Raw genomic sequence first — 20,258 nt, 5'->3', positions numbered from 1 at the left:
CCGTTTCGTTACGACGGGGTTTACACCACCGTCAGGCGGATCATTTCTTTTTGGAAGACCGCGAAATCATCGACTTGAAGTCGAATTTGCCCATGAGCGAGGTGCCCTTGCCGACCGGCTTGTTCTTTCCGGCTTTCGTGCTGACACTGTCGATCGATTCGGCCGAATCACCGACGGCCATCAATTTGGTAGCAAGATCGACGATCGGGACGATCGTCTTGTTGCCTTTGCCGGCCTCGGCGAAGGGTTTGCCGAGCTTGGCCGATTGCGCGGCGAGCTTCTGGTCGAAATTGACCAGGAAATCGATCCGACGTTCGATCGATCCTTCAAAGTCCTTACGGCTGATTTCGAGCACGGCGGCGGGTTGAACGCGGTTGGCAACGACCACGATCTGCGTCTGTGGCGCGTTCGATTTCATCCACGACAGCAACCGGATCGTGTCGCGCGCGGCGGCCAGTGTCAGCTCGGTCACGATCACCGCGACCTGGATATCGGTCATCAAATGCGGATGGAGCACCAGCATTCCGCGTGGCAGATCGACCACGGTGCATTCGAACGCGGCGCGCATCTCCTCCTGCAATTGATAGAAGGCGCTGCCGTCGGTCAGCACCGGCGAATTGATCGGCGCCTCGGCCGACAGCACCGACAGCCGCTCGCTCGACTTTACCATGGCGCGTTCGATGAACAGCCCGTCGATGCGGCTCGGATTTTCGATCGCATCGGTCAGTCCGCGGCCGGGTTCGAGGTCGAGCGACAGCGCGCCCGTCCCGAAATGCACATCGAGATCGAGCAAAGCCGTCGTCCGCGCGCCCTTCTCGCTCAACACCCATGCAACCGAGGTTGCGAGCGTCGATGCACCAACCCCGCCACGCGCGCCGATAAAGGCGGTGGAAATGTGCGGACGCTCGGTCCCGACATCAACCGCTTTGGGCGCGTTGAGAATGGCCTGGGCGTTGGTGAACGCCTCGCGCAGCATATCGGGGTTGAGCGGTTTCAGCAGATAATCCTGAATTCCACTGACGACGAGGTCGCGGTACAGCCGCACATCGTTGACTTGGCCCGCGGCGATCACGACCGTCCCCGGCTCGCACACTTCGGCCAGCGCATTGATATCGTTCAGCGGATCTCCGCTTTCCGAAAGATCGACGAACAGGATTTGCGGCGAAGCCGAGACCGACAGCGACTGCACGGCGTTGCGCAGCCCGCCTTTGTTCACCTTCTCTGGCGCCCAACCCATTTCGACGGCGATCGGGCGTAGCGTTTCGGCGGTGGTCTCGTCGCAGACATAGGCGGTGAACGGGTCGCGCAGACCGATCCGACCCGGATTGAAGGGTGCGTTCATCAGTTGCCGCCTTTCGAGCTCTCGGACTTGACCGTGGTCCCGCCGGCGCCGGTCGGGGTCGCCTTGCGATAATTGTCGATTGCCCGGCCCGATGTGGCGGTGTCGGTGATGCCGTTACCGACCTGCCCGCGCACCAGATCGGTCGGGTTGGCGACCATCGCGGCAAGGTTGGAATTGACCGCACAGCCTTGGTTTGAGCCGGTATGGCCTTCGAAATCGGGGCCGCGAACGCGGCTGAAATCGGGGCAACCGGGCACGCTCGCTTGCATCCGGCTCACCACGACGCGGATCATCCCGGCCGCGACCGGAGCGTTGGTCAGCGGCGCTTCGTCGGAGACTAGCAGGCCATAGCGCGCAACTTGACGGGAGACATCGTCGCGTACGCCGGTTCCGTAAGGGTTGGGATCGTCGATCGCGACTTGATCGCCATAGCCGAGCCGCAGCGACCCCATCCACCCGGCCAGGCGCTGGTCCTCACCCGGTGCAAGGCCATTGCCGCTGGTCGCGACGTCGAGCGCGTAATCGCTGCGGCTGACGATGGGCTGATGCACCGATTCGAGCCCGCGATTCTGCGTACCGGAGCCCGAGCCCACGGTGGTGCAGGCACCCATCAGCAAAGCCGGGGCCAAACCGGTCGCGATCAGGAGTGTACGATGGTACATGGTCATGTCCCTCCGGGGCGTCAATTGATGCTGAAACCGGGCGCGGCGGCGCTGCCCTTTTTCGGTGGCGTGGCGGGCGCAGGCAGCGCGGACACCGGTTCCTCGCGGCGTTGCGGGGTGGGCGCAGGTGCGGTCGGCACGACGGGGGCTGGCGTCACTGCTCCGAAGGTTGGCTGCGCCGTGCTGCGCGGCGCAAGGCTCGGCTTCGGTCGCTCGCCGCCAGTCGTGCCGTCGCCCAATTGGCCGAGGAAAACGCGGCCAAGATCGGTCGGAGATTTGAGCCCGTCGGTCGGCAGGACGATGTCGTTCGCGTTGGTCGGCTTGACCAGATACGGCGTGATCACGATCACCAATTCGGTTTCGTTGCGCTGAAACGCGTTCGAACGGAACAACGCGCCGAGTACCGGCACATCGCCCAATCCAGGCGCTTTTGTGATCGAATTGTTGTGGCTGTTCGACAGCAGCCCACCGATCATCATGCTTTGGCCGGAGCCGAGCTCGACTGTCGTCTCCACCCGCCTCGTGCTGAGCGCCGGGATCGTGGTCCCGGCGATCGTCACCGCGCCGTCCGATGAGAGCTGCGAAACCTCCGGCCGCACGCGCATCGAGATGCGCCCGTCGGCGAGTACCGTAGGTGTGTAGGACAGGCTCACGCCATATTGTTTATATTCGACCGACACCGCGCCGAGACCCTGGCTGATCGGGATCGGGATTTCGCCGCCGGCCAGGAACGAGCCGGTTTCGCCCGAAATGACCGTGATGTTCGGGTTTGCCAGCGTCGAGACTTCACCATCGCGCTCGCCGAGATCGAGTGAGGATAGGACGTCGAGGCCCAGTACCTTGCCAGCCGCGCCGAGCGTGGTGCCGTTGGCAACGGTCGTGAGCAGGCTGGTTCCCGTCGATGCGACGGTGCCGCCGACGAACAGCGGCCCGCCCGGCGCATATTGCGGTGATGCCCCACGGCCCTGCCCAATGCCGAAATTGAAGCCGCCGCTGCTGTTCAGCGTCTGGAGATTAACGCCGATATTTTTGACGAAGCTGCGGCTGACCTCGGCGATGCGCACTTGCAGATTGACCTGCAATGGCGTCGCCGTCCCAAGGCGCGAGAGCACCTTGGTCGAGTCGCCGACATAGGCCTGGACGAGCCGCGTCGCTTCCGCGCCGTCCTCGGGTGCCTTCACCGTGCCGGTGAGCAGCACCAGCCCGTTCATTGGCGTTGCCACGATGCGCGCGTCGGGCATGGCGAGCGACAACATTTGCTGGATCGAATCGAAATTGTTGCCGACGCGGACGGTCGCGGAATAGACCACCGCGCCCGCCTTGTTCGTGACCGAGACGGTCGTCTCGCCGGCCGACTTGCCGAAGACATAGAGTTGGGTTGGCGAGCGGACCTGAACGTCGGCGATCTTGTCGTCGGCGACGAACACGTCGCTCATCGGCCGCGGCAGCGTGACGAGGCGTCCGCGCCCGGTGTTGACTTGCAGCACCGTACCGGAGGCGACGGTCTGGGCCGGGGCAGCGGCGGGCGCCACTGCGACGCTTCCGCCGACGAGCGCGACGGCGAGCGACCAGCCGAGCGAGATGGACACGCTACGCATCTACTTCTTCCCCCCAACGGCGACTTCCGTCACCGCATTTCCCCGAGCGATATGGACGACTGGTCCGGTGTTGACCGCAGCACCGGGAAACCCGCCGCTGGCTGGTGTCGCGCCACCCTGCGAGTTGGTGGCCGCAGCCTTTCCCGGCACGGTGCGACGCTGGAAGCGCGACACGTCGGCCCCGGTCGCCATGGTCGACGTGCCCGTCGATGGCGCGCTGGCGATTCGCGTCAGCATCGCCTTTTCGGCCTTGGGATCATCCGGCATGCTGACGTCGCCGCTGGCGATCGCCTGTTCGAGTTCGCTGCTGTTATCGGCGATCGAGCGCAGCGACAGCGACAGTGAGCCGAGCGTCTGCGCAACCGCAATCTGCTCGGCAATCTTCGGGGTGGCTTCGACCGTTACATTTGAGAACGTACGGACGATAGTCTTGCCATCTTCCCCGGTGGAATTGTCGGTGCGCTGATCGGTGGCGAGCACGCGCAGATTGCGCATGATTGTCTCGGCGGCCTTGAGCGGTGGACCGTCGCCGCCGCCCGCCACGCTTTGCGTCAGGATAAGGTCGATGCGGTCGCCCGGGAAAACGAAGCCCGCGACGCTGGTCTGCGTCTGCACCGGCACCGTGACCGCACGCATGCCCGGGCCGAGTGCGGCGGCGAGGAAGCCGCTGTCGCCAGGCTTTACGAGGGATCCGTTGGTCAGCGGCTGGCCCGCGGTAATCGCGTTGCGCACGACAGTGCCGGCAAGCGACTTGGGATCAAAGCCCGGCTTTTTGATAAAATAGACGTTCTCGACCATTTCCTTGGGCCATGGCTGATAGCGGATCGACGTGGCGTCGAGGATCGTGCCGACCGGCAAGGCCTTGGTCGCGACCAACACTTCGGGGCCAGTATTCTGCTGCGCCACCGCCGCGACGGCTTGCGGTGCCGAACTGCCGACGATCAGCGATCGTGCCATGAACGCCGTGATCGCCGCGACGATCAGCGCACCCACCAGCAATATGATCTTGCGACTATCCATTTCAGACCTTTCGGACCCGGTCGATTGAGCCGGCGTTAAGCATTCACACCAAAGTGGTTAAAAAGCGGTTCACGCAGCGCGATCAGCGCGGCGATGGCGATTGCCACGCCGTATGGCACTTCGATTTGGCCGGTGCGGTGCCGCACTGCGCGCTCGACCAGCAGCAGCAGCGTCAGTGCTCCGCCGACCAGTGACATCACGATCAGCATCCACGTCAGCGGCACCAGTGGCAGCCACAAAGCGAGCGCACCGATCATCTTGACGTCGCCGCCGCCCATCCAGCCGAACTGGAACGCCGCGACGAACAGCGCGAATACGATCAGCGCGAGACCTAGCTGCGTCGCCATGTCGGGCCAGAGCGTCAGGTCGGTCGCCCACCACCAGATCGGGGCCAACAGCGCGATTGCGGCGTTTTTCCAATTGGCGATCTCGCGCGTGCGCGCGTCCTGGATTCCGGCCGAAACCAGAAGCGCCGCAAGCGCGACGAGCAAAGTTGCGGAAAGCGAAGCCCCACCCATAAGGGAAAAGCCTAGACGTCAGGCCTTTCTAAAACGTAACCAACGGCAATGGTCTCCCCCCAACTCTATCGCCGAGCGATTCCCGCCGCCGCGCGGATTACCCGCTGGACCGCCCGCGACGGCTGGCCGCTGCGGCGATTCGATTGGCCGGCCGAAGGGCGCGCACGGGGCCGGATGCTGTTCGAGGGCGGTCGCGGCGACATCTTCGAGAAGTATCTTGAGGCGTTCGCGCACTGGCATGCGCAAGGCTGGTCGATCACCTCGTTCGACTGGCGCGGGCAGGGCGGATCGGGGCGGCTAACGCCCGACCCACATGTCGGGCACGTCGATGACTTCCAGCTCTATGTCGACGATTTTCGCGACTTTTGGGCAGGTTGGGTCGCCGAAGGGGCGGGGCCGCATGTCGTGCTGGGCCATTCGATGGGCGGGCATTTGCTGCTCCGCGCAATGGTCGAGGGTGCCGCGACCCCTGATGCCGCGGTGCTCGTGGCGCCAATGCTCGGGCTGCACAGCCCGCTTGGCTGGACGCTGGGCGAGCGGCTGGCGGGCGTGCTGGGAGGCGTCGGCAATTCGGCGCGCCCGGCCTGGCGCGGCAATGAGCGCCCCGCATCGACCGAGACCCGGCAGGCTCTGCTGACGCACGACCAAGAGCGCTATGCGGATGAAATCTTCTGGCAATCGTCCAAGCCGGAGCTGCTGCTCGGCCCGCCGAGCTGGCGCTGGGTGATCGAGGCGTTCGGCTCGACCCGGCGGTTGCGCGACGATTCGCGGCTGAAGACGCTGTCCGTGCCGATCCTGTTGCTCGTTGCCGACGACGACAAGCTCGTCTCGCCCAAAGCAGCGTACAAGACTGCGGCGAAGCTGCCCGATGCGCGGATCGTGCGCTTCGGCAAGGAGGCGGCGCACGAGCTGTTGCGCGAAGTCGATGCGGTGCGCAATCGTGTGATCGGTGAGATCGACATTTTCCTGTCGGCGCGCGCGCAAGGATGAGCGGTATGACGCGGTACGATATCGCGATCATCGGTGCCGGAATGGCGGGCGCCAGCCTGGCCGCGGCGGTTGCGCCGCATGCGTCGGTGCTGCTGTTGGAGGCCGAAGACTTGCCGGGCTATCACGCGACCGGGCGCTCGGCGGCCTTCTGGTCGGAAAGCTATGGCGGGCCGGGGGTGCAACCGCTGACCACCGCGTCGGGCGCGGCGCTGCGCGACGGCGGGTTTCTGGAGGATCTCGGCTCGCTGCATATCGGTCGTGCGGCGGATCAGGCCGCGATCGAAGCGTTTCTTGCCGAATTCGCAGGAAGCGGCGTGGCGCTCGAACGCGTCGATCCCCGTGCCTTCATTCCTGGGCTACGGGCCGACTGGACGCTCGGTATTATGGAGCGAAGCAGCACCTATATCGATGTTGCTGCGCTGCATGCGCACTGTTTGGCCGATGCGCGGCGCGCGGGTGCGGTGCTGACGCTTTCCGCGCCGTTGCAGGCTGCCACGCACATGGCCGATCGCTGGCAGATCATGACCGGCGCCGGCATGTTCTCGGCGACGATTCTGGTGAATGCGGCCGGGGCATGGGCCGACGACGTCGCGCGCCGGGCCGATGTCGCACCGATTGGCATCACCGCGTATCGCCGCACGGTCGTGCAACTGGTGACCGACCCGGCACCGCCCGCGACGATGCAGCACATCGCCGACATTGCCGGGAATTTCTATTTCAAGCCCGAGGCGGGGGGGCGTTTGTGGCTCAGCCCGCATGATGAAACCAAGGTCGCGCCGGGCGACGCCCAGCCCGAGGAAATCGATGTCGCCACCGCGATCGACCGCTTCGAACAGGTCGTGGACTGGCGCGTGACGAAGGTGGAACGACGCTGGGCAGGCCTGCGCAGCTTCGCGCCCGATCGGCTGCCGGTCTACGGCTTCGCACCCGATTCGCCCGGATTTTTCTGGTGCGCGGGGCAGGGCGGTTTCGGCATCCAGACCGCGCCCGCGGCAGCCGCACTCGCCGCCGCAGTCTTGCTCGGGCTGGCGCCCGATGCGAGCGTCGCGGCGATCGATCCGGCGCGCTATGCCCCGGGGCGTTTCCACGCGCTGGCGTAACGATCGGCTCGGGTATAGGATATCGCCACCGAGAAAGCGGGAGGCTCTGATGGCACATAAATTCGAGATCTATAAGGATAAGGCTGGCGAGTTCCGCGTCCGCTTCAAATACAATAGCGAGACGATGTTCACGACCGAAGGCTATGCCAGCAAGGCGTCCGCCCAAAACGCGATCGATTCGATCAAGAAAAACGGCCCGGACGCGCCGACCGAGGATAATAGCTGAGCTAACCCCGCCGTCCCGCCGCCACCGCGGCATCGCTCGCCAGCGTGTCTGCGCGTTCGTTGTCGGGGTGGCCGGCATGGCCCTTGACCCACACCCATTCGATCCTGTGCGGTTTCGCCGCATCGAGCAGCCTTTGCCACAGATCGGCATTCTTGACCGGCTGCTTCGCGGCGGTCTTCCAGCCGTTTTTCTGCCAGCCTTTGATCCACTTGGTCAGCCCGTCCATCACGTAGCGGCTGTCGGTCGATAGCGTCACATGGCACGGCCGTTTCAGCGCATTGAGCCCCTCGATCGCCGCGGTCAGTTCCATGCGATTGTTGGTGGTGAGCAGTTCACCGCCCGAGAGTTCCTTCTCGGTCGTGCCCGAACGGATCAGCGCGCCCCAGCCGCCGGGGCCGGGGTTGCCCTTGCACGCGCCATCGGTGGCGATTTCGATTTTGGTCAGTTCGGTCATGAGAGCGTCTTCAACAGGCTGGCGAGATTGGGGTCGTAGACTTTGACACGCCGCCAGAACGCCAGCGGATCCTTGCGCGTTACCACCGCGTCGGCCGGGGTGTTGAGCCAATCCCACGCGCGGGAGAGTGTGAAGCGGATGCATGCCCCGACAGCGAGATCGTTGAAGGCGGAGCGCTCGTCCTGTGACAAGGGGAAATGGCGCGCATAGCCAGCGATCAGCGCATCGCCGACTGCAGCGTCGAACGTCATGCCCGTCGCATCGAACGCCCACGCCGCGTGCATCACCGCCAGATCATAGACGCGGATATCGGTACAGGCGAAGTAGAAGTCGATCAGCCCGCCGACGGCATCGCCGCGCATCAGCACATTGTCTGGAAACAAATCAGCATGGATGGTCGAACGGGGGAGGGGGTCGCGTGCCCATGTCGCGGCCAGATCGGCGAGCGCGACGGTCATGTCGTGATGTAGTCCGGGGGCGATCGAGTCGAGGGCGCCTCCGCATCGATCGAGCAGCGGCTGCCACGTCGCAAAGCCCATCGAGTTCGCGCGTTCGAGCGGGAAATCGGCCAGCGCCGCGTGCATTTCGCCGAGCGCGGTCCCGGCTGCGAGAGCCTGTGTCGGCGTCGGATGCGTCACCGAAACCCCCGGCAGGAACTGGATCAGGCACGCGGGTCGTCCCTCCAGCGTCTGGATCGCCACGCCGTCGCGGTCCTTGATCGCGGGGGGCACCGGGCACCCACGCGCCGCGAGATGATCGAGCAGCACCATGAAATAGGGCAAGTCGCCGCTATCGACGCGCTTCTCGTACAGCGTCAGGATGAAGCGTCCGGTCGTCGTGTCGACCAGATAATTGGTGTTCTCGACCCCCTCGGCGATGCCCTTGACGGATACCAGTTCGCCCACGTCATAACGCGTGAGAAAACCGGCCAAAATCTCGGCCGAGACAGGCGTGTACACCGCCATGGATCAGGCGGCGATTTCGAGCCCGCGGGGCAATTTGAACGAGATCGTCTCGCGCTTGGTCTCGACTTCCTGCTCGGTGATGACGAACCGCTCTGCCAGCCGGTCGACCAGTTCGCGCACCAGCACCTCGGGCGCGGAGGCTCCGGCGGTGATCCCGAGCGTCGTCACGCCGTCGAGGAAAGCCCAGTCGAGCTCCGCAGCACGCTGGATCAGCCGTGCCCGCGTGCCCTCGCGCTCGGCGACTTCGACCAGTCGCACCGAATTTGACGAATTGGGCGCGCCGATCACCAGCAGCGCGTCGCACGCATGCGCGATCGCCTTGACGGCGCTTTGCCGGTTGGAGGTGGCGTAGCAAATGTCCTCGCCGCGCGGCCCCTGGATGCCGGGGAACCGGCGCTTCAGTACTGAAACCACCTCGGCGGTGTCATCCATCGAGAGCGTTGTCTGCGTCAAGAAAGCGAGGTTGTCGGGATCGACCGGTACGAAGCCTTCCGCATCCGCGACTGTCTCGACCAGCGACATCGCCCCATCGGGCACTTGACCGAAAGTGCCGATCACCTCGGGGTGGCCGACATGGCCGATGAAGAGAATATGCCGCCCGGCCTCGACTTGCCGCTCGGCTTCGCGGTGGACCTTGGAGACGAGCGGACAGGTCGCGTCGAAAAAGGCGAGGCCGCGCTCGGTCGCTTTGTCCGGCACCGCCTTGGGCACGCCGTGCGCGGAAAACACGACGGGCAGGCCGTCGGGAACCTCGTCCAGTTCCTCGACAAATACCGCACCCTTGTCGCGCAACATGTCCACAACGAAGCGATTGTGCACGATTTCATGGCGCACGTAGACCGGTGCACCGAACTTCTCGATCGCCAGTTCGACGATCTGGATCGCACGATCAACGCCCGCGCAAAACCCACGCGGGGCGGCGATGATCAAGGCGAGGGGCGGCTTTTGGGGGGTAAGCATCACAGGGGCAACCCTACGCGATTGCTTGCGTAGGCGAAAGCCGCTTCCTATGGTGCACCAGCATCTGCGCAATAAATCCTTACACAGGTGATTTTGCGCGCGAGGCTAAAGCCCTTTTGTATGACAAGGTACGTGACCCCGTGAAAACCCGGAAATCGACCATCGCCGCATCAGCGTTCCTGCTGTCGGCATGCTCTCTGCTTGGCGCGTGCAAGACCACCGGCGACCTTGACGAGACGGGCGGCATCACCGCGATCCGGACCGCCTGCCCGAGTGTCGCGGTTCCGGCATCGACCGGCGACATCACCGTGTTCGATCCCGCGACCAGCCGCGACGCCAGCGCAGTCGATGTGACGGCGGTGCTGACCAAGGTGCGTTCGACCTGTACCGATTCGGGGGCCGATATTCTGACCAGCGTGACCTTCTCGGTCGAAGGCCGCCGGACCAGCACCGATGGCGCGCGGGACGTCACCTTGCCGTACTTCGTCACCGTTGTGCAGGGCGGCAGCGCCGTGGTCGCCAAGCGAATTGGCCATGCGACGCTGCATTTCGAGCCCGGCCAGGCGCGCGCCAGCATACAGGGCACTGGCAGCGCAACCGTCGCTCGCTCCGCCGCGACTTTGTCGGACGATGTGCGCAAGAAACTGACCGAGAAGCGCCGTCCGGGCGACCAGGAGGCTGCGGTGGATCCGCTCACGCGTCCGGAGATTCGTGCCGCGGTGCTGAGATCGACCTTCGAGGCGCTGGTCGGGTTCCAGCTGACCAACGACCAGCTGAAATATAACGCCACGCGGTAATCCGCCGCGTGCCGTCATCTCGCGAGGAGTATGAGCGGCAGGTTCGTGGCTTGCGGGACGTGGCGGATGCTATGCTGGCGGACGGCATTGCGATCGAACAGGTGGGGCAGGTTATGGTCGACTTGCGTAATACCTGAAAGCACGGTTTCGTGGCCACGACGATCCTGCGATCGTCGCGGTCATGAAATGCGCAATCGACTGAAATACGGCCATCCGCTCGGGCCGGACGCCGATTCGATCGTGGTCAAATATGGAACTTGGGCCTTGGTGATTGACGCTGCTTGCCGTCCCGCTCGCTTGAGCGGGTCTTGAGAGGGGGTATGCGAAAGCGTAGGAGTATGGGGAGGAGCACATCATGCAGTTGCTAGAACTCCCCTCGGGTATGGTTAGCCTGGAATATGCGGCCCAGGACCAGGTCGAAGTCAGCGCGCGTCTTAAAACCCTTGCGGCTGTTTCCGTCACCAATCATGCGACCTATTCCGAAGTGAAGGTCGGGGATGAGGCCTTCCTCCACATGTCCGATTGGGACGAGCCCTGCATGATTGCGCAAAGCGAGGCCGGCAACGCGATCCTTCGCCGCGTTTGCGCGATGGGCCTGCCCGATAGCGCAATCGCTGCGGAATAGACGAAAGCCCGCCAAGGCGGATTGACTCGCTTGCTGCACCGCGTCAAACCTTTGGGCGTCGATGCGGGGCAACTCGCATAGGCACGCGCGGGAGAGACCCCGGACTTGATCCGGGGCGCCGAAGGAGCAACCGCCCCGGAATCTCTCAGGCCACCGGACCGCGCGCGCTATCGACACTCTGGAAAGCGCACCCGCTCGCTGAGCGGGGGCCACCGAAGGGGTAAGCCCGTAGCAGTGAGGCGGCGGGTCAAAGCTCTCAGGTTCCCGTGACAGAGGGGGCGGCGATGCAACCACGCGAACCGCGTGATGCCGCGCCGTGAACCTTGCCACGGAAGGCCTTTGTATGAGCGATACCGACACTCCAAACGCGGATGGCGACGAGATCGCAACCGAGACTCTGCCGCTCGACGCGTGGCATCGCGTGCACGGCGGGCGGATGGTCGAATTCGCCGGCTATCACATGCCCGTGCAATATGAAGGCATCATGGCCGAGCATCTGTGGGTGCGCGAATCGGCCGGATTGTTCGACGTTTCGCACATGGGCCAATTGGTGTTTCGCGCCGAGGGGCGGGTCGATGTCGTCGCCGCGCTCGAAGCGCTGCTTCCCGCTGATATTGCCGGGCTGGGCGAAGGCAAGCAGCGCTATTCGCTGCTGCTTGCCGAAGATGGCGGCATTCTCGACGATTTGATGGTGACGCGCCTGCCGCTGGTCCATCCGTTTGCCGCGCTCGCGGAGGAAGGTGTCTCGGAACCGACCGGTTGGTCGCCGCTGGACGGGGACACGCCCGATATCGACAGCCCGCAATTTTATATGGTCGTCAACGGCGCGACCAAGATCGACGACATCGCGCATCTGCTCGAATTCCTGCCCGACGGGATCGCGATCAACCACCTCGAAGACCAGGCGTTGCTCGCGCTTCAAGGACCGAAGGCGGTTGATGCGATGGCGCGGCTGGTGCCGGGCGTTGCCGATCTTGTCTTCATGACGGCGGGCGCGTTCGATTGGAACGGCGTGCCGCTGTGGATCAGCCGATCCGGCTATACCGGCGAGGACGGGTTCGAGATTTCGGTGCCCGCCGAGCATGTCGAAGCGCTCGCCGATGCGCTGACCGCGCAGGATGAGGTCAAGCCGATCGGCCTTGGCGCACGCGATTCGCTGCGGCTGGAGGCGGGGTTACCCCTGTACGGGCATGATCTCGATCCCGCGACGACTCCGGTGCAGGCTGATCTCGGCTTCGCGCTCTCGAAGCGCCGCCGCGAAGCGGGCGATTTCATGGGTGCAACGCGCATCCTCGCCGAGCGCGCAGCGGGTGCCGAAACCAAGCGTGTCGGGCTGCTGATCGAAGGTCGTCAGCCCGTTCGCGAGGGGGCCGCAGTCGTCGACTCTGCCGGTGGCGAAGTCGGTCGCGTGACCAGCGGCGGCTTCGCGCCGAGCGTCGGCGCGGCGATCGCGATGGCGTATGTGCCGACCGCACTCGCCGCCCCCGGCACCACGATCCAGCTTTCGCAACGCGGCAAGGTCCATCACGCGACCGTTACCGCAATGCCCTTCATTCCCCACCGCTACGTCCGCGCAGGAGGCAAGTGATATGAGCCGTTACTTCACCGAAGATCATGAGTGGGTCGATGTCGATGGCGACATCGGCACCGTCGGCATTTCCGAATATGCACAAGAACAGCTCGGCGACATCGTGTTCGTCGACGTGCCCGATGAGGGCAAAGAGCTGACCAAGGGCGACGAGGCCGCGGTGGTCGAATCGGTCAAGGCCGCATCGGACGTTTATTCGCCGGTGTCGGGTACCGTGATCGAGGCCAATGCATCGCTCGGCGATACGCCGGGGTTGGTCAACGAAGACCCCGAGGGCGACGGCTGGTTCTACAAGCTGACGCTCGCCGATCCCGACGAGCTGAGCGAGTTGATGGACGAGATCGCGTACCAGGCGTTCGTCGCGAAGCTTTGAGATTACTCGCCCCTCCCCTTCAGGGGAGGGGTTGGGGTGGGGCGTCTCCACAAGCGCTCCACCCGTGGCACGGCCCCACCCCCGGCCCAGCGGCGGGTCGATCAGGCCCCGCCTGATCTGAACCGTGCGGGGCACGGTTCACCCGCCGCTCCTGAAGGGGAGGGGCTAGGAGAATAAGATGCGCTACCTACCCCTGACTCAGCCCGACCGCGATGCCATGCTCGGCGTGATCGGTGTCGCGACGATCGACGATTTGTTCGTCGACGTGCCCGAGGCGGCGCGGCTCGATGGCCCGATTCACGGCTTGCCGATGCATGCCAGCGAAATGGCGGTCGAACGGCACATGTCCGCGCTCGCACGCAAGAACCTCACCGCTGGGCAGGGGCCCTTCTTCCTCGGCTGTGGCGCGTACAAGCATCATGTCCCGGCGTCAGTCGATCATCTGATCCAGCGGGGCGAGTTCCTGACCGCCTACACGCCGTACCAGCCGGAAATCGCGCAGGGCACGCTGCAGATGCTGTTCGAGTTTCAGACGCAAGTCGCGCGGCTACTCGGCACCGATGTGGCGAATGCTTCGATGTATGACGGCTCGACCGCGTGCTGGGAAGCGATCGGCATGGCGCGGCGCATCACCAAACGTGGCAAGGCAATCCTGTCGTCGGGGCTGCACCCGCATTATGTCTCGGTCGCCAAGACGATGGCGAAGTTCACCGGCGATGCACTCGAGACCTCCGCGCCGACGCTCAGCGCCGATACCGATCTCGACGCGCTGATCGCGGCAATCGATAAGGATACGTCGTGCGTCGTGGTGCAATATCCCGACATCCTCGGCCGCATCGCCGACCTTAAGCCGCTGGCCGATGCGTGCCACGCGCAGAAAGCGCTTCTGATCGCCGTGGTGACCGAGCCGGTCGCGCTCGGCGCGATCAAGTCCCCCGGCGAGATGGATGCCGATATCGTGGTGGGCGAGGGGCAGTCGCTTGGTGTCGGCCTCCAGTTCGGCGGGCCCTATGTCGGGCTGTTCGGCTGCAAGGAAAAGTACGTTCGTCAGATGCCGGGTCGGCTGTGCGGCGAGACGCTCGATGCCGATGGGCGGCGCGGCTTCGTGCTGACGCTCAGCACGCGCGAGCAACATATCCGGCGTGAGAAGGCGACGTCGAACATCTGCACCAATAGCGGCCTGTGTGCGCTCGCTTTCTCGGTCCACATGACGTTGCTGGGCGAAGCGGGCTTGCGGCAGCTTGCAGCGATCAACCATGCCGGTGCGGTCGCGGCGGCGGAGCGGCTGGCGCAGGTGCCCGGCGTCGAGCTGGTAACACCGACCTTTTTCAACGAATTCACGCTGAAATTGTCGCAGGAAGCGCGCCCCGTCGTGCGGACGTTGGCCGATCGCGGCATTCTTGCCGGCGTATCGCTCGGGCGGCTTTATCCGGGTGTGGGCGCCCTCGCGAACGGCCTCGTCGTGGCGGTGACCGAAACGACGTCGGCGGAGGATGTCGAAGCGCTGGCGTCCGCGCTTCAGGAGATTCTGGCATGAGCATCAATGCAAGCGGATGGCGCCCCGAAGCGCCGATTTCGGTCGGCAAGACCTCGTCGACGACGACCGGCAACAAGGCGCTGATGCTCGAGGAAGCGCTGATCTTCGAGATTGGCGATACGACCACGACGGGGGTGGATTTCGACCAAGCCCCTCCCCTTCAGGGGAGGGGTTGGGGTGGGGCCGTGCCTCAAAACGCGACCGCGGATTCGCGGAGAGGCCCCACCCCCAACCCCTCCCCTGAAGGGGAGGGGCTTAAAGATAGCCGCCTAGGCACCCTCGCCCGCACCGCGCCGATCGGTCTGCCGGGTCTCTCCGAGCCCGAGACGGTGCGGCATTACACCCGCCTGTCGCGCCAGAATTACGGGATCGACCTCGGCTTCTTCCCGCTCGGCAGTTGCACGATGAAGCACAATCCGCGCCTGAACGAGAAGATGGCGCGGCTGCCCGGCTTCGCCGACATCCATCCGCTCCAGCCGGTCGATACCGTGCAAGGCGCGCTTGGGGTGATCAACGAACTCGCCAATTGGCTGATTACGCTCACCGGCATGTACGGCGTGGCGATGACGCCGAAAGCCGGCGCGCATGGCGAGTTGTGCGGGATGCTGTGCATCAAGGCGGCGCTGGAGGCGCGCGGCGAGGGGCATCGCAAGGTCGTGCTGGTGCCCGAAAGCGCGCACGGGACCAACCCGGCGACCGCTGCCTTTGCCGGCTATACGGTGGAGGATATTCCCGCCACCGCCGAGGGCCGCGTCGATACCGCGGCGCTGCTGGCGCGGCTTGGGCCCGATGTCGCAGCGGTAATGATCACAAATCCCAACACCTGCGGCTTGTTCGAACGCGACATGAAGGTGATCTCCGACGCAGTCCATGCGGCGGGCGGGTTCGTTTATTGCGACGGCGCGAACTTCAACGCGATCGTTGGACGCGTGCGACCGGGTGACCTCGGGATCGATGCGATGCACATCAACCTCCACAAGACCTTCTCGACCCCGCATGGCGGCGGCGGGCCGGGTTCGGGGCCGGTGGTGCTGTCGGAGGCGCTGGCACCGTTCGGGCCGTTGCCGTTCACGGCGCGGATGGCGGACGGGCATCTTCAGCTTATCGAAGAGGAAACCGCAGGAGACGAGCATCCGCACAGCTTCGGCCGGATGTGTGCCTTCCATGGCCAGATGGGCATGTTCACGCGCGCACTGACCTATATCCTCAGCCACGGCGCGGATGGCTTGCGGCAAGTGGCCGAAGATGCGGTGCTTAACGCCAATTACATCCTGCGCAGCCTCGATACGACGCTTGAGGCACCGTTCGGCACGTCCGGCCCGTGCATGCACGAGGCGTTGTTCTCGGATAATGGCCTGGCCGAGGGCTTCTCGACGATCGATGTCGCCAAGGGCCTGATCGATGAGGGTTTCCACCCGATGACGATGTACTTCCCGCTCGTCGTCCACGGCGCGATGCTGATCGAGCCGACCGAAACCGAATCGAAGGCGGCACTCGACCAGTTTATCGTCGCGCTGCGCTCGGTCGCCGAGCGCGCTAAGGCAGGCGACGTCAGCCTGAAATCCGCGCCACACTTCGCGCCGCGCAGCCGACTTGACGAAACGCTGGCGGCGCGCAAGCCGGTGCTGGTGTGGAAGGACCCCGACCTGGCGCAAGCCGCGGAATGATCGCCGCTTGATCCCCGGTGCTGCCGCACGGTACACCAGCGCCGGGGTCATGGGGAATTCGCTATGCACGAACAGGTTGCGCTGCCGCACGGGTGGTTGCAGATTCTCCTCCCGCTGGTGATTTTCGGCGTGATCATGGCGATCCGCGCACCACGGCTGATGCGATTGCGGCCGCTCAACGTCGATCGGCTGTGGATTGTCCCGGCGATCTATTGCGGCGTGGTCGCGCTGATTTTTGTTCAGCGTCCACCAAGCGTTACGGGCTGGGGCATCGCCGCGCTGGGGCTGCTGGCTGGTGCCGCGCTGGGTTGGCAGCGCGGCAAGACGATGCGGATCGAGCGCGACCCGGCGACCGGTCAGCTGATGCAGAAGGGATCGATCTGGGCGATCGCGTTCATCGCGGTGCTGTTTGCGCTCAAGACGATTTCGCAGAATGAGGGTGGCGCGCTGCATCTCGATGTCACCTTGCTGATTGACGGGCTTGCCGCCTTGTCGCTCGGGGTGTTCAGCGCGCAGCGGCTCGAAATGTATTTGCGCGCGACTCGCCTGATGAAGTCAGCGCAAGTTTGATCGGTGGCGCGATGACCGATCCTGCTCCATGGATTCCGGGCGAGGCGGCGGGAGAGGATCGCCGCCACGCCCCCGCCACGTTGCGCAATCGCATGGCGATTGCCGACGTGTTGCGCGCGGTGCTGCCGCGGTCAGGTACCGTGCTTGAGATCGCCAGTGGTTCGGGCGAGCACGCCGCCTATTTCGCCGGTGAATTCCCCGCGCTGGCGTGGCAACCGAGCGACCCCGATCGCGCTGCGCTGACGTCGATTGCGGCGTGGTGTGCGGGGATCGCCAATGTCCTGCCGCCGCTCGATCTTGATGCTGCCGCGCCGGTGTGGCCGGTTTCACGAGCGGACGCTGTCCTTTGCATCAACATGCTGCACATCAGCCCGTGGGCCGCGACACTCGGCTTGATGGCGGGTGCCGCGCGGGTGCTCGACACCGGTGCGCCATTGCTCGTCTATGGCCCGTTTCTGCGCGATGATGTGCCGACCGCGCCGAGCAACCTCGCCTTCGACGAATCGCTGCGTGAGCGCGATCCGGCATGGGGCATCCGTTCGATCGGCGCAGTGGCCGAGGCTGCAACGGGGTTCGCGCTCGACCAGACGATCGAAATGCCCGCGAACAATGTGATGCTGGTCTTCCGCCGCGTTTAGGCAGTAAACGCCTGAATCGTTTCGGTCTGGCGGCGCAGATGCTCTCGCCATACGATATACAGACCGCTCGCGACGATGATCGGCGCGCCGATCCAGGTTGCGGGGCCGGGCAAGGTGTCGAACACCAGCCAGCCGAACAGTGTCGCCCAGATCAGCGACGAATAGTCCATCGGCACGACCACCGACACCGGCCCCAGCCCGAGCGCCGAGGTCATTGCGAGTTGCGCCCCGCCGCCGAGCAGCCCGACGCCAGCCAGAAACAGCCAGACCTCGATCGGATGAGTCTTGAACACGAAGACGTAGAGGATGCCCAAGGGCAGCATCGAAAGCGTCGAGAACCAGAACACCGTGGTCATCGCGGCCTCGGTCCGGCCGATTTGGCGCAGCAGGATCGAGACGCTGGCGGTGAGCGAGGCGGCGGCGAGGCCGGTGACCGCGCCCCAGATCGGGAAATGCCCGCTGCCCGGCTGCGCGACGATCAACACGCCGCAAAACCCGACCAACACTGCCAGCCAGCGGTGCCAGCCGGTCGGCTCGCCCAGGATCAAGGCTCCGAGGATCGTCGCGAAGATCGGCATCGTGAAGCCGATCGTCGTTGCTTCGGCCAGGGGCAGCGCGAGAACCGTGGCGAAAGTGAACGCCATTGCGGTCAACCCCATCACCGCGCGCAGCAAATGGGCCGGCATCCGCGTCGTCGCGACCGAGCGCCAGCCGGGCCGGCCCAGCACGATCCCGCCGACCAGCACCGCGGCGCCGAATTGACGCCAGAACAGGATTTCTCCGAGCGCCGCGCCATGCACTTCGCTCTGCTTGATGCACACATTCATGGCGGCGAACAGACCGACCGAAAGCAGCCGCAGGCCGATCGCGGCGAGAATGCGGTCTTCGCCTTTGGTCATGTACGCTGTCCCTGCATGAGCGTCCCAATGGCCGCCTACCTCTCTATAGACAAGTTCAGGGTGACGGATTTCTTCGGAGGCGCTATCCGCGCCTGCATGATCAAACGCGCACTCCCCGTCACCCGCGAGGCCGATTTCTCCGCCTGGTACCAATCCGTCATCTCTGAAGCCGATCTGGCCGAGGAATCGGGCGTGCGCGGCTGCATGGTGATCCGGCCATGGGGGTACGGGATTTGGGAGCGAATCCAACGGCTGCTCGACGACCGGATCAAGGCGACGGGGCATGAAAATTGCTATTTTCCGCTGTTCATCCCGCTTTCTTACTTCGAAAAGGAGGCTGCGCATGTTGAGGGCTTTGCCAAGGAAATGGCGGTCGTCACGCACCACCGGCTGGTGAGCGACGGGAAGGGCGGGCTGATCCCCGATCCGACCGCGAAGCTTGAGGAGCCCTTGGTCGTTCGCCCGACCTCCGAGACGGTAATCGGGGCTGCGTTCGCGCGCTGGATTCAGTCGTGGCGCGATTTGCCGGTGCTGATCAACCAATGGGCCAATGTCGTGCGCTGGGAAATGCGCACCCGCATGTTCCTGCGCACCAGCGAGTTTCTCTGGCAGGAAGGGCACACGGCCCACGCCTCAGCCAAGGAAGCCCGCGAAGAGACGCTGAAAATGCTCGAAGTCTATCGCAGCTTCGCCGAGGATTGCCTCGCGCTGCCGGTGGTGGCGGGCGAGAAGCCCGAGAATGAGCGCTTCCCCGGCGCGGTCGCGACCTACAGCATCGAGGCGATGATGCAGGACGGCAAGGCGCTGCAGGCCGGCACGTCGCACTTCCTCGGCACCAATTTCGCCTCCGCGCAAAACATCCGTTTTCAGAACGACCAGGGCGAGTTTGTGCTCGCCAATACGACGAGCTGGGGTGTGTCGACGCGGATGATCGGCGGAGTGATCATGGTCCACGGTGACGACGATGGCTTGCGCGTGCCGCCAGTGATCGCGCCGTGGCAAGTGGTGATCGTGCCGATGCTGCGCGATAACCCGGAGGATGCCGAGATCATCGCCTATTGCAAGGCGCTACAAGCCGAGCTGGCGGGCCAGAGCGCGCTCGGCGAGCCGGTGCGCGCGCTGCTCGACCTCAAATTCGGCAAGGCCGCGACCAAGCGCTGGAGCTGGGTCAAGAAGGGCGCGCCGATCGTGATCGAAGTGGGCGGGCGTGATGTCGCCGGCGGCAACGTCTCGGTGATCCGGCGCGACCGGCTGTACCGCGACGATGGCAAGCTCGATAGTGCGGTCGTGGCGCGCGGTGATTTCGTGTCGACCCTTTCCGCGACGCTTGAGGACATTCAGGCGTCGCTCCACACCGAAGCGCGCGCGCGGCTCAACGCCAATATCACCCCGGCCTCCGATTTCGCCACGGTCGAGCGGCATTTTGCCGAGGGCGTGAAGAACCCTGGCTGGCTCGAAGTGCAATGGTCGAAGCCGACCGGGCCTGCGCTCGACATGGTGGTCGAGCGGTTGAAGGCGCTGAAGCTGACGCTGCGGAACGCGCCGATCGAACAGGCAGCGGCGGACGGGGCGTGCATCTTCACCGGCGATCCGGCGGTGGAGCGGGTGCTGGTCGGGCGGAGTTACTAGAGTCTGATCCATTTATGTTGAAGCGTAGCCGGAGTTTCTGAGATAGTTGGCGCATTCCTGAGGCGGGAAAGCGTCGAGCAAGGTGCCGATGCGTTTCCAG

The 20,258-nt window shown here is 64.7% G+C and carries 21 protein-coding genes and 1 riboswitch; of the genes, 12 read left to right on the top strand and 9 right to left on the bottom strand.

The annotated features are described in order from the left end of the window. Positions 1-40: 40 nt before the first annotated feature. Genes IEV62_RS04280 through IEV62_RS04260 form a run of 5 tightly spaced genes read right to left on the bottom strand, consistent with a single transcriptional unit; the run spans position 41 to position 5,140 of the window. Positions 41-1,342 (bottom strand): P-loop NTPase family protein, encoded by a 1,302-nt coding sequence (locus IEV62_RS04280; RefSeq protein ID WP_188445632.1) that lies wholly within the window; start codon positions 1,340-1,342, stop codon positions 41-43. Continuing rightward, a complete protein-coding gene (locus IEV62_RS04275) occupies positions 1,342-2,004 on the bottom strand; it encodes a CpaD family pilus assembly protein (protein ID WP_188445801.1) in 663 nt (220 codons plus the stop codon). Before IEV62_RS04275 ends, IEV62_RS04280 begins: the two co-directional genes overlap by 1 nt. A 20-nt stretch (positions 2,005-2,024) precedes the next feature. Further along, a complete protein-coding gene (locus IEV62_RS04270; RefSeq protein WP_188445631.1) occupies positions 2,025-3,602 on the bottom strand; it encodes a type II and III secretion system protein family protein in 1,578 nt (525 codons plus the stop codon). Next, positions 3,603-4,622: a Flp pilus assembly protein CpaB gene (gene cpaB, locus IEV62_RS04265; RefSeq protein WP_188445630.1), complete on the bottom strand. Its 1,020-nt coding sequence runs from the start codon at positions 4,620-4,622 to the stop codon at positions 3,603-3,605. It abuts the gene before it with no gap. A 35-nt stretch (positions 4,623-4,657) separates the two neighbouring features. Continuing rightward, complete coding sequence (locus tag IEV62_RS04260) at positions 4,658-5,140, bottom strand: A24 family peptidase (protein ID WP_188445629.1); 483 nt, start codon at positions 5,138-5,140, stop codon at positions 4,658-4,660. A 48-nt stretch (positions 5,141-5,188) separates the two neighbouring features. Here IEV62_RS04260 and IEV62_RS04255 point away from each other — a divergent pair, with 48 nt between their 5' ends. The 3 genes from IEV62_RS04255 to IEV62_RS04245 are packed head-to-tail and all read left to right on the top strand — an operon-like array spanning position 5,189 to position 7,456. Further along, positions 5,189-6,130, top strand: a complete 942-nt coding sequence (locus IEV62_RS04255) for an alpha/beta fold hydrolase (protein ID WP_188445628.1) — start codon at positions 5,189-5,191, stop codon at positions 6,128-6,130. A 5-nt stretch (positions 6,131-6,135) separates the two neighbouring features. Further along, positions 6,136-7,230 carry an NAD(P)/FAD-dependent oxidoreductase gene (locus IEV62_RS04250; protein ID WP_188445627.1) on the top strand — a complete coding sequence of 365 codons (1,095 nt, stop codon included), beginning with the start codon at positions 6,136-6,138 and terminating at the stop codon, positions 7,228-7,230. A gap of 49 nt (positions 7,231-7,279) precedes the next feature. After that, positions 7,280-7,456, top strand: coding sequence for a YegP family protein (locus tag IEV62_RS04245; RefSeq protein ID WP_188445626.1), 177 nt, complete (start codon positions 7,280-7,282; stop codon positions 7,454-7,456). A gap of 1 nt (position 7,457) precedes the next feature. Here IEV62_RS04245 and rnhA read toward each other — a convergent pair whose 3' ends face one another. Genes rnhA through ispH form a run of 3 tightly spaced genes read right to left on the bottom strand, consistent with a single transcriptional unit; the run spans position 7,458 to position 9,835 of the window. Then, positions 7,458-7,910 (bottom strand): ribonuclease HI, encoded by a 453-nt coding sequence (gene rnhA / locus IEV62_RS04240; RefSeq protein WP_188445625.1) that lies wholly within the window; start codon positions 7,908-7,910, stop codon positions 7,458-7,460. Further along, positions 7,907-8,875 (bottom strand): homoserine kinase, encoded by a 969-nt coding sequence (gene thrB / locus IEV62_RS04235; RefSeq protein ID WP_188445624.1) that lies wholly within the window; start codon positions 8,873-8,875, stop codon positions 7,907-7,909. The genes rnhA and thrB overlap by 4 nt, the downstream gene beginning before the upstream one ends. A gap of 3 nt (positions 8,876-8,878) precedes the next feature. Beyond that, entirely contained in the window at positions 8,879-9,835 is a 957-nt protein-coding gene (gene ispH / locus IEV62_RS04230) for a 4-hydroxy-3-methylbut-2-enyl diphosphate reductase (RefSeq protein WP_188445800.1), read from the bottom strand. A 140-nt stretch (positions 9,836-9,975) separates the two neighbouring features. On the opposite strand from ispH, the gene IEV62_RS04225 reads away from it, so the two are divergent. The 8 genes from IEV62_RS04225 (at position 9,976) to IEV62_RS04190 (ending at position 17,630) form a co-directional block, all read left to right on the top strand. Then, on the top strand, positions 9,976-10,632 hold the full coding sequence (locus IEV62_RS04225; protein ID WP_229732814.1) for a hypothetical protein: 657 nt from the start codon (positions 9,976-9,978) through the stop codon (positions 10,630-10,632). A gap of 355 nt (positions 10,633-10,987) precedes the next feature. Next, a complete protein-coding gene (locus IEV62_RS04220; RefSeq protein WP_188445623.1) occupies positions 10,988-11,257 on the top strand; it encodes a hypothetical protein in 270 nt (89 codons plus the stop codon). Positions 11,258-11,335: 78 nt separating this feature from the next. After that, positions 11,336-11,428: riboswitch (glycine riboswitch) on the top strand. A 172-nt stretch (positions 11,429-11,600) separates the two neighbouring features. Then, positions 11,601-12,845 carry a glycine cleavage system aminomethyltransferase GcvT gene (gcvT, locus tag IEV62_RS04215; RefSeq protein ID WP_188445622.1) on the top strand — a complete coding sequence of 415 codons (1,245 nt, stop codon included), beginning with the start codon at positions 11,601-11,603 and terminating at the stop codon, positions 12,843-12,845. A gap of 1 nt (position 12,846) precedes the next feature. Next, positions 12,847-13,218 carry a glycine cleavage system protein GcvH gene (gcvH, locus tag IEV62_RS04210; protein ID WP_188445621.1) on the top strand — a complete coding sequence of 124 codons (372 nt, stop codon included), beginning with the start codon at positions 12,847-12,849 and terminating at the stop codon, positions 13,216-13,218. A 178-nt stretch (positions 13,219-13,396) separates the two neighbouring features. Beyond that, positions 13,397-14,755 carry an aminomethyl-transferring glycine dehydrogenase subunit GcvPA gene (gene gcvPA / locus IEV62_RS04205; protein ID WP_188445620.1) on the top strand — a complete coding sequence of 453 codons (1,359 nt, stop codon included), beginning with the start codon at positions 13,397-13,399 and terminating at the stop codon, positions 14,753-14,755. Next, complete coding sequence (gene gcvPB, locus IEV62_RS04200; RefSeq protein ID WP_188445619.1) at positions 14,752-16,422, top strand: aminomethyl-transferring glycine dehydrogenase subunit GcvPB; 1,671 nt, start codon at positions 14,752-14,754, stop codon at positions 16,420-16,422. The genes gcvPA and gcvPB overlap by 4 nt, the downstream gene beginning before the upstream one ends. 63 nt (positions 16,423-16,485) lie before the next feature. Beyond that, positions 16,486-16,992: a CcdC protein domain-containing protein gene (locus IEV62_RS04195; protein WP_188445618.1), complete on the top strand. Its 507-nt coding sequence runs from the start codon at positions 16,486-16,488 to the stop codon at positions 16,990-16,992. 11 nt (positions 16,993-17,003) lie between these two features. After that, on the top strand, positions 17,004-17,630 hold the full coding sequence (locus tag IEV62_RS04190; protein ID WP_188445617.1) for a DUF938 domain-containing protein: 627 nt from the start codon (positions 17,004-17,006) through the stop codon (positions 17,628-17,630). On the opposite strand, the gene IEV62_RS04185 is transcribed toward IEV62_RS04190, so the two are convergent. Then, entirely contained in the window at positions 17,627-18,529 is a 903-nt protein-coding gene (locus tag IEV62_RS04185; protein ID WP_188445616.1) for a DMT family transporter, read from the bottom strand. The two genes, IEV62_RS04190 and IEV62_RS04185, sit on opposite strands and share 4 nt — an antisense overlap. A gap of 96 nt (positions 18,530-18,625) precedes the next feature. Here IEV62_RS04185 and IEV62_RS04180 point away from each other — a divergent pair, with 96 nt between their 5' ends. Beyond that, positions 18,626-20,158 (top strand): aminoacyl--tRNA ligase-related protein, encoded by a 1,533-nt coding sequence (locus IEV62_RS04180; RefSeq protein WP_188445615.1) that lies wholly within the window; start codon positions 18,626-18,628, stop codon positions 20,156-20,158. The last annotated feature ends 100 nt before the right edge of the window (positions 20,159-20,258 follow it).

The sequence above is a fragment of the Sphingomonas psychrolutea genome, from assembly GCF_014636175.1.
Taxonomy (GTDB): Bacteria; Pseudomonadota; Alphaproteobacteria; order Sphingomonadales; family Sphingomonadaceae; genus Sphingomonas; species Sphingomonas psychrolutea.
This window is presented reverse-complemented; position numbering and strand designations above follow the sequence as displayed.

What these genes read in the sequence shown, in the direction of transcription:
- IEV62_RS04280 (WP_188445632.1), bottom strand. Translation starts at nt 1,342, where the DNA reads ATGAACGCACCCTTCAATCCGGGTCGGATCGGTCTGCGCGACCCGTTC.
- IEV62_RS04275 (WP_188445801.1), bottom strand. Translation starts at nt 2,004, where the DNA reads ATGTACCATCGTACACTCCTGATCGCGACCGGTTTGGCCCCGGCTTTG.
- IEV62_RS04270 (WP_188445631.1), bottom strand. Translation starts at nt 3,602, where the DNA reads ATGCGTAGCGTGTCCATCTCGCTCGGCTGGTCGCTCGCCGTCGCGCTC.
- cpaB (WP_188445630.1), bottom strand. Translation starts at nt 4,622, where the DNA reads ATGGATAGTCGCAAGATCATATTGCTGGTGGGTGCGCTGATCGTCGCG.
- IEV62_RS04260 (WP_188445629.1), bottom strand. Translation starts at nt 5,140, where the DNA reads ATGGGTGGGGCTTCGCTTTCCGCAACTTTGCTCGTCGCGCTTGCGGCG.
- IEV62_RS04255 (WP_188445628.1), top strand. Translation starts at nt 5,189, where the DNA reads ATGGTCTCCCCCCAACTCTATCGCCGAGCGATTCCCGCCGCCGCGCGG.
- IEV62_RS04250 (WP_188445627.1), top strand. Translation starts at nt 6,136, where the DNA reads ATGACGCGGTACGATATCGCGATCATCGGTGCCGGAATGGCGGGCGCC.
- IEV62_RS04245 (WP_188445626.1), top strand. Translation starts at nt 7,280, where the DNA reads ATGGCACATAAATTCGAGATCTATAAGGATAAGGCTGGCGAGTTCCGC.
- rnhA (WP_188445625.1), bottom strand. Translation starts at nt 7,910, where the DNA reads ATGACCGAACTGACCAAAATCGAAATCGCCACCGATGGCGCGTGCAAG.
- thrB (WP_188445624.1), bottom strand. Translation starts at nt 8,875, where the DNA reads ATGGCGGTGTACACGCCTGTCTCGGCCGAGATTTTGGCCGGTTTTCTC.
- ispH (WP_188445800.1), bottom strand. Translation starts at nt 9,835, where the DNA reads ATGCTTACCCCCCAAAAGCCGCCCCTCGCCTTGATCATCGCCGCCCCG.
- IEV62_RS04220 (WP_188445623.1), top strand. Translation starts at nt 10,988, where the DNA reads ATGCAGTTGCTAGAACTCCCCTCGGGTATGGTTAGCCTGGAATATGCG.
- gcvT (WP_188445622.1), top strand. Translation starts at nt 11,601, where the DNA reads ATGAGCGATACCGACACTCCAAACGCGGATGGCGACGAGATCGCAACC.
- gcvH (WP_188445621.1), top strand. Translation starts at nt 12,847, where the DNA reads ATGAGCCGTTACTTCACCGAAGATCATGAGTGGGTCGATGTCGATGGC.
- gcvPA (WP_188445620.1), top strand. Translation starts at nt 13,397, where the DNA reads ATGCGCTACCTACCCCTGACTCAGCCCGACCGCGATGCCATGCTCGGC.
- gcvPB (WP_188445619.1), top strand. Translation starts at nt 14,752, where the DNA reads ATGAGCATCAATGCAAGCGGATGGCGCCCCGAAGCGCCGATTTCGGTC.
- IEV62_RS04195 (WP_188445618.1), top strand. Translation starts at nt 16,486, where the DNA reads ATGCACGAACAGGTTGCGCTGCCGCACGGGTGGTTGCAGATTCTCCTC.
- IEV62_RS04190 (WP_188445617.1), top strand. Translation starts at nt 17,004, where the DNA reads ATGACCGATCCTGCTCCATGGATTCCGGGCGAGGCGGCGGGAGAGGAT.
- IEV62_RS04185 (WP_188445616.1), bottom strand. Translation starts at nt 18,529, where the DNA reads ATGACCAAAGGCGAAGACCGCATTCTCGCCGCGATCGGCCTGCGGCTG.
- IEV62_RS04180 (WP_188445615.1), top strand. Translation starts at nt 18,626, where the DNA reads ATGATCAAACGCGCACTCCCCGTCACCCGCGAGGCCGATTTCTCCGCC.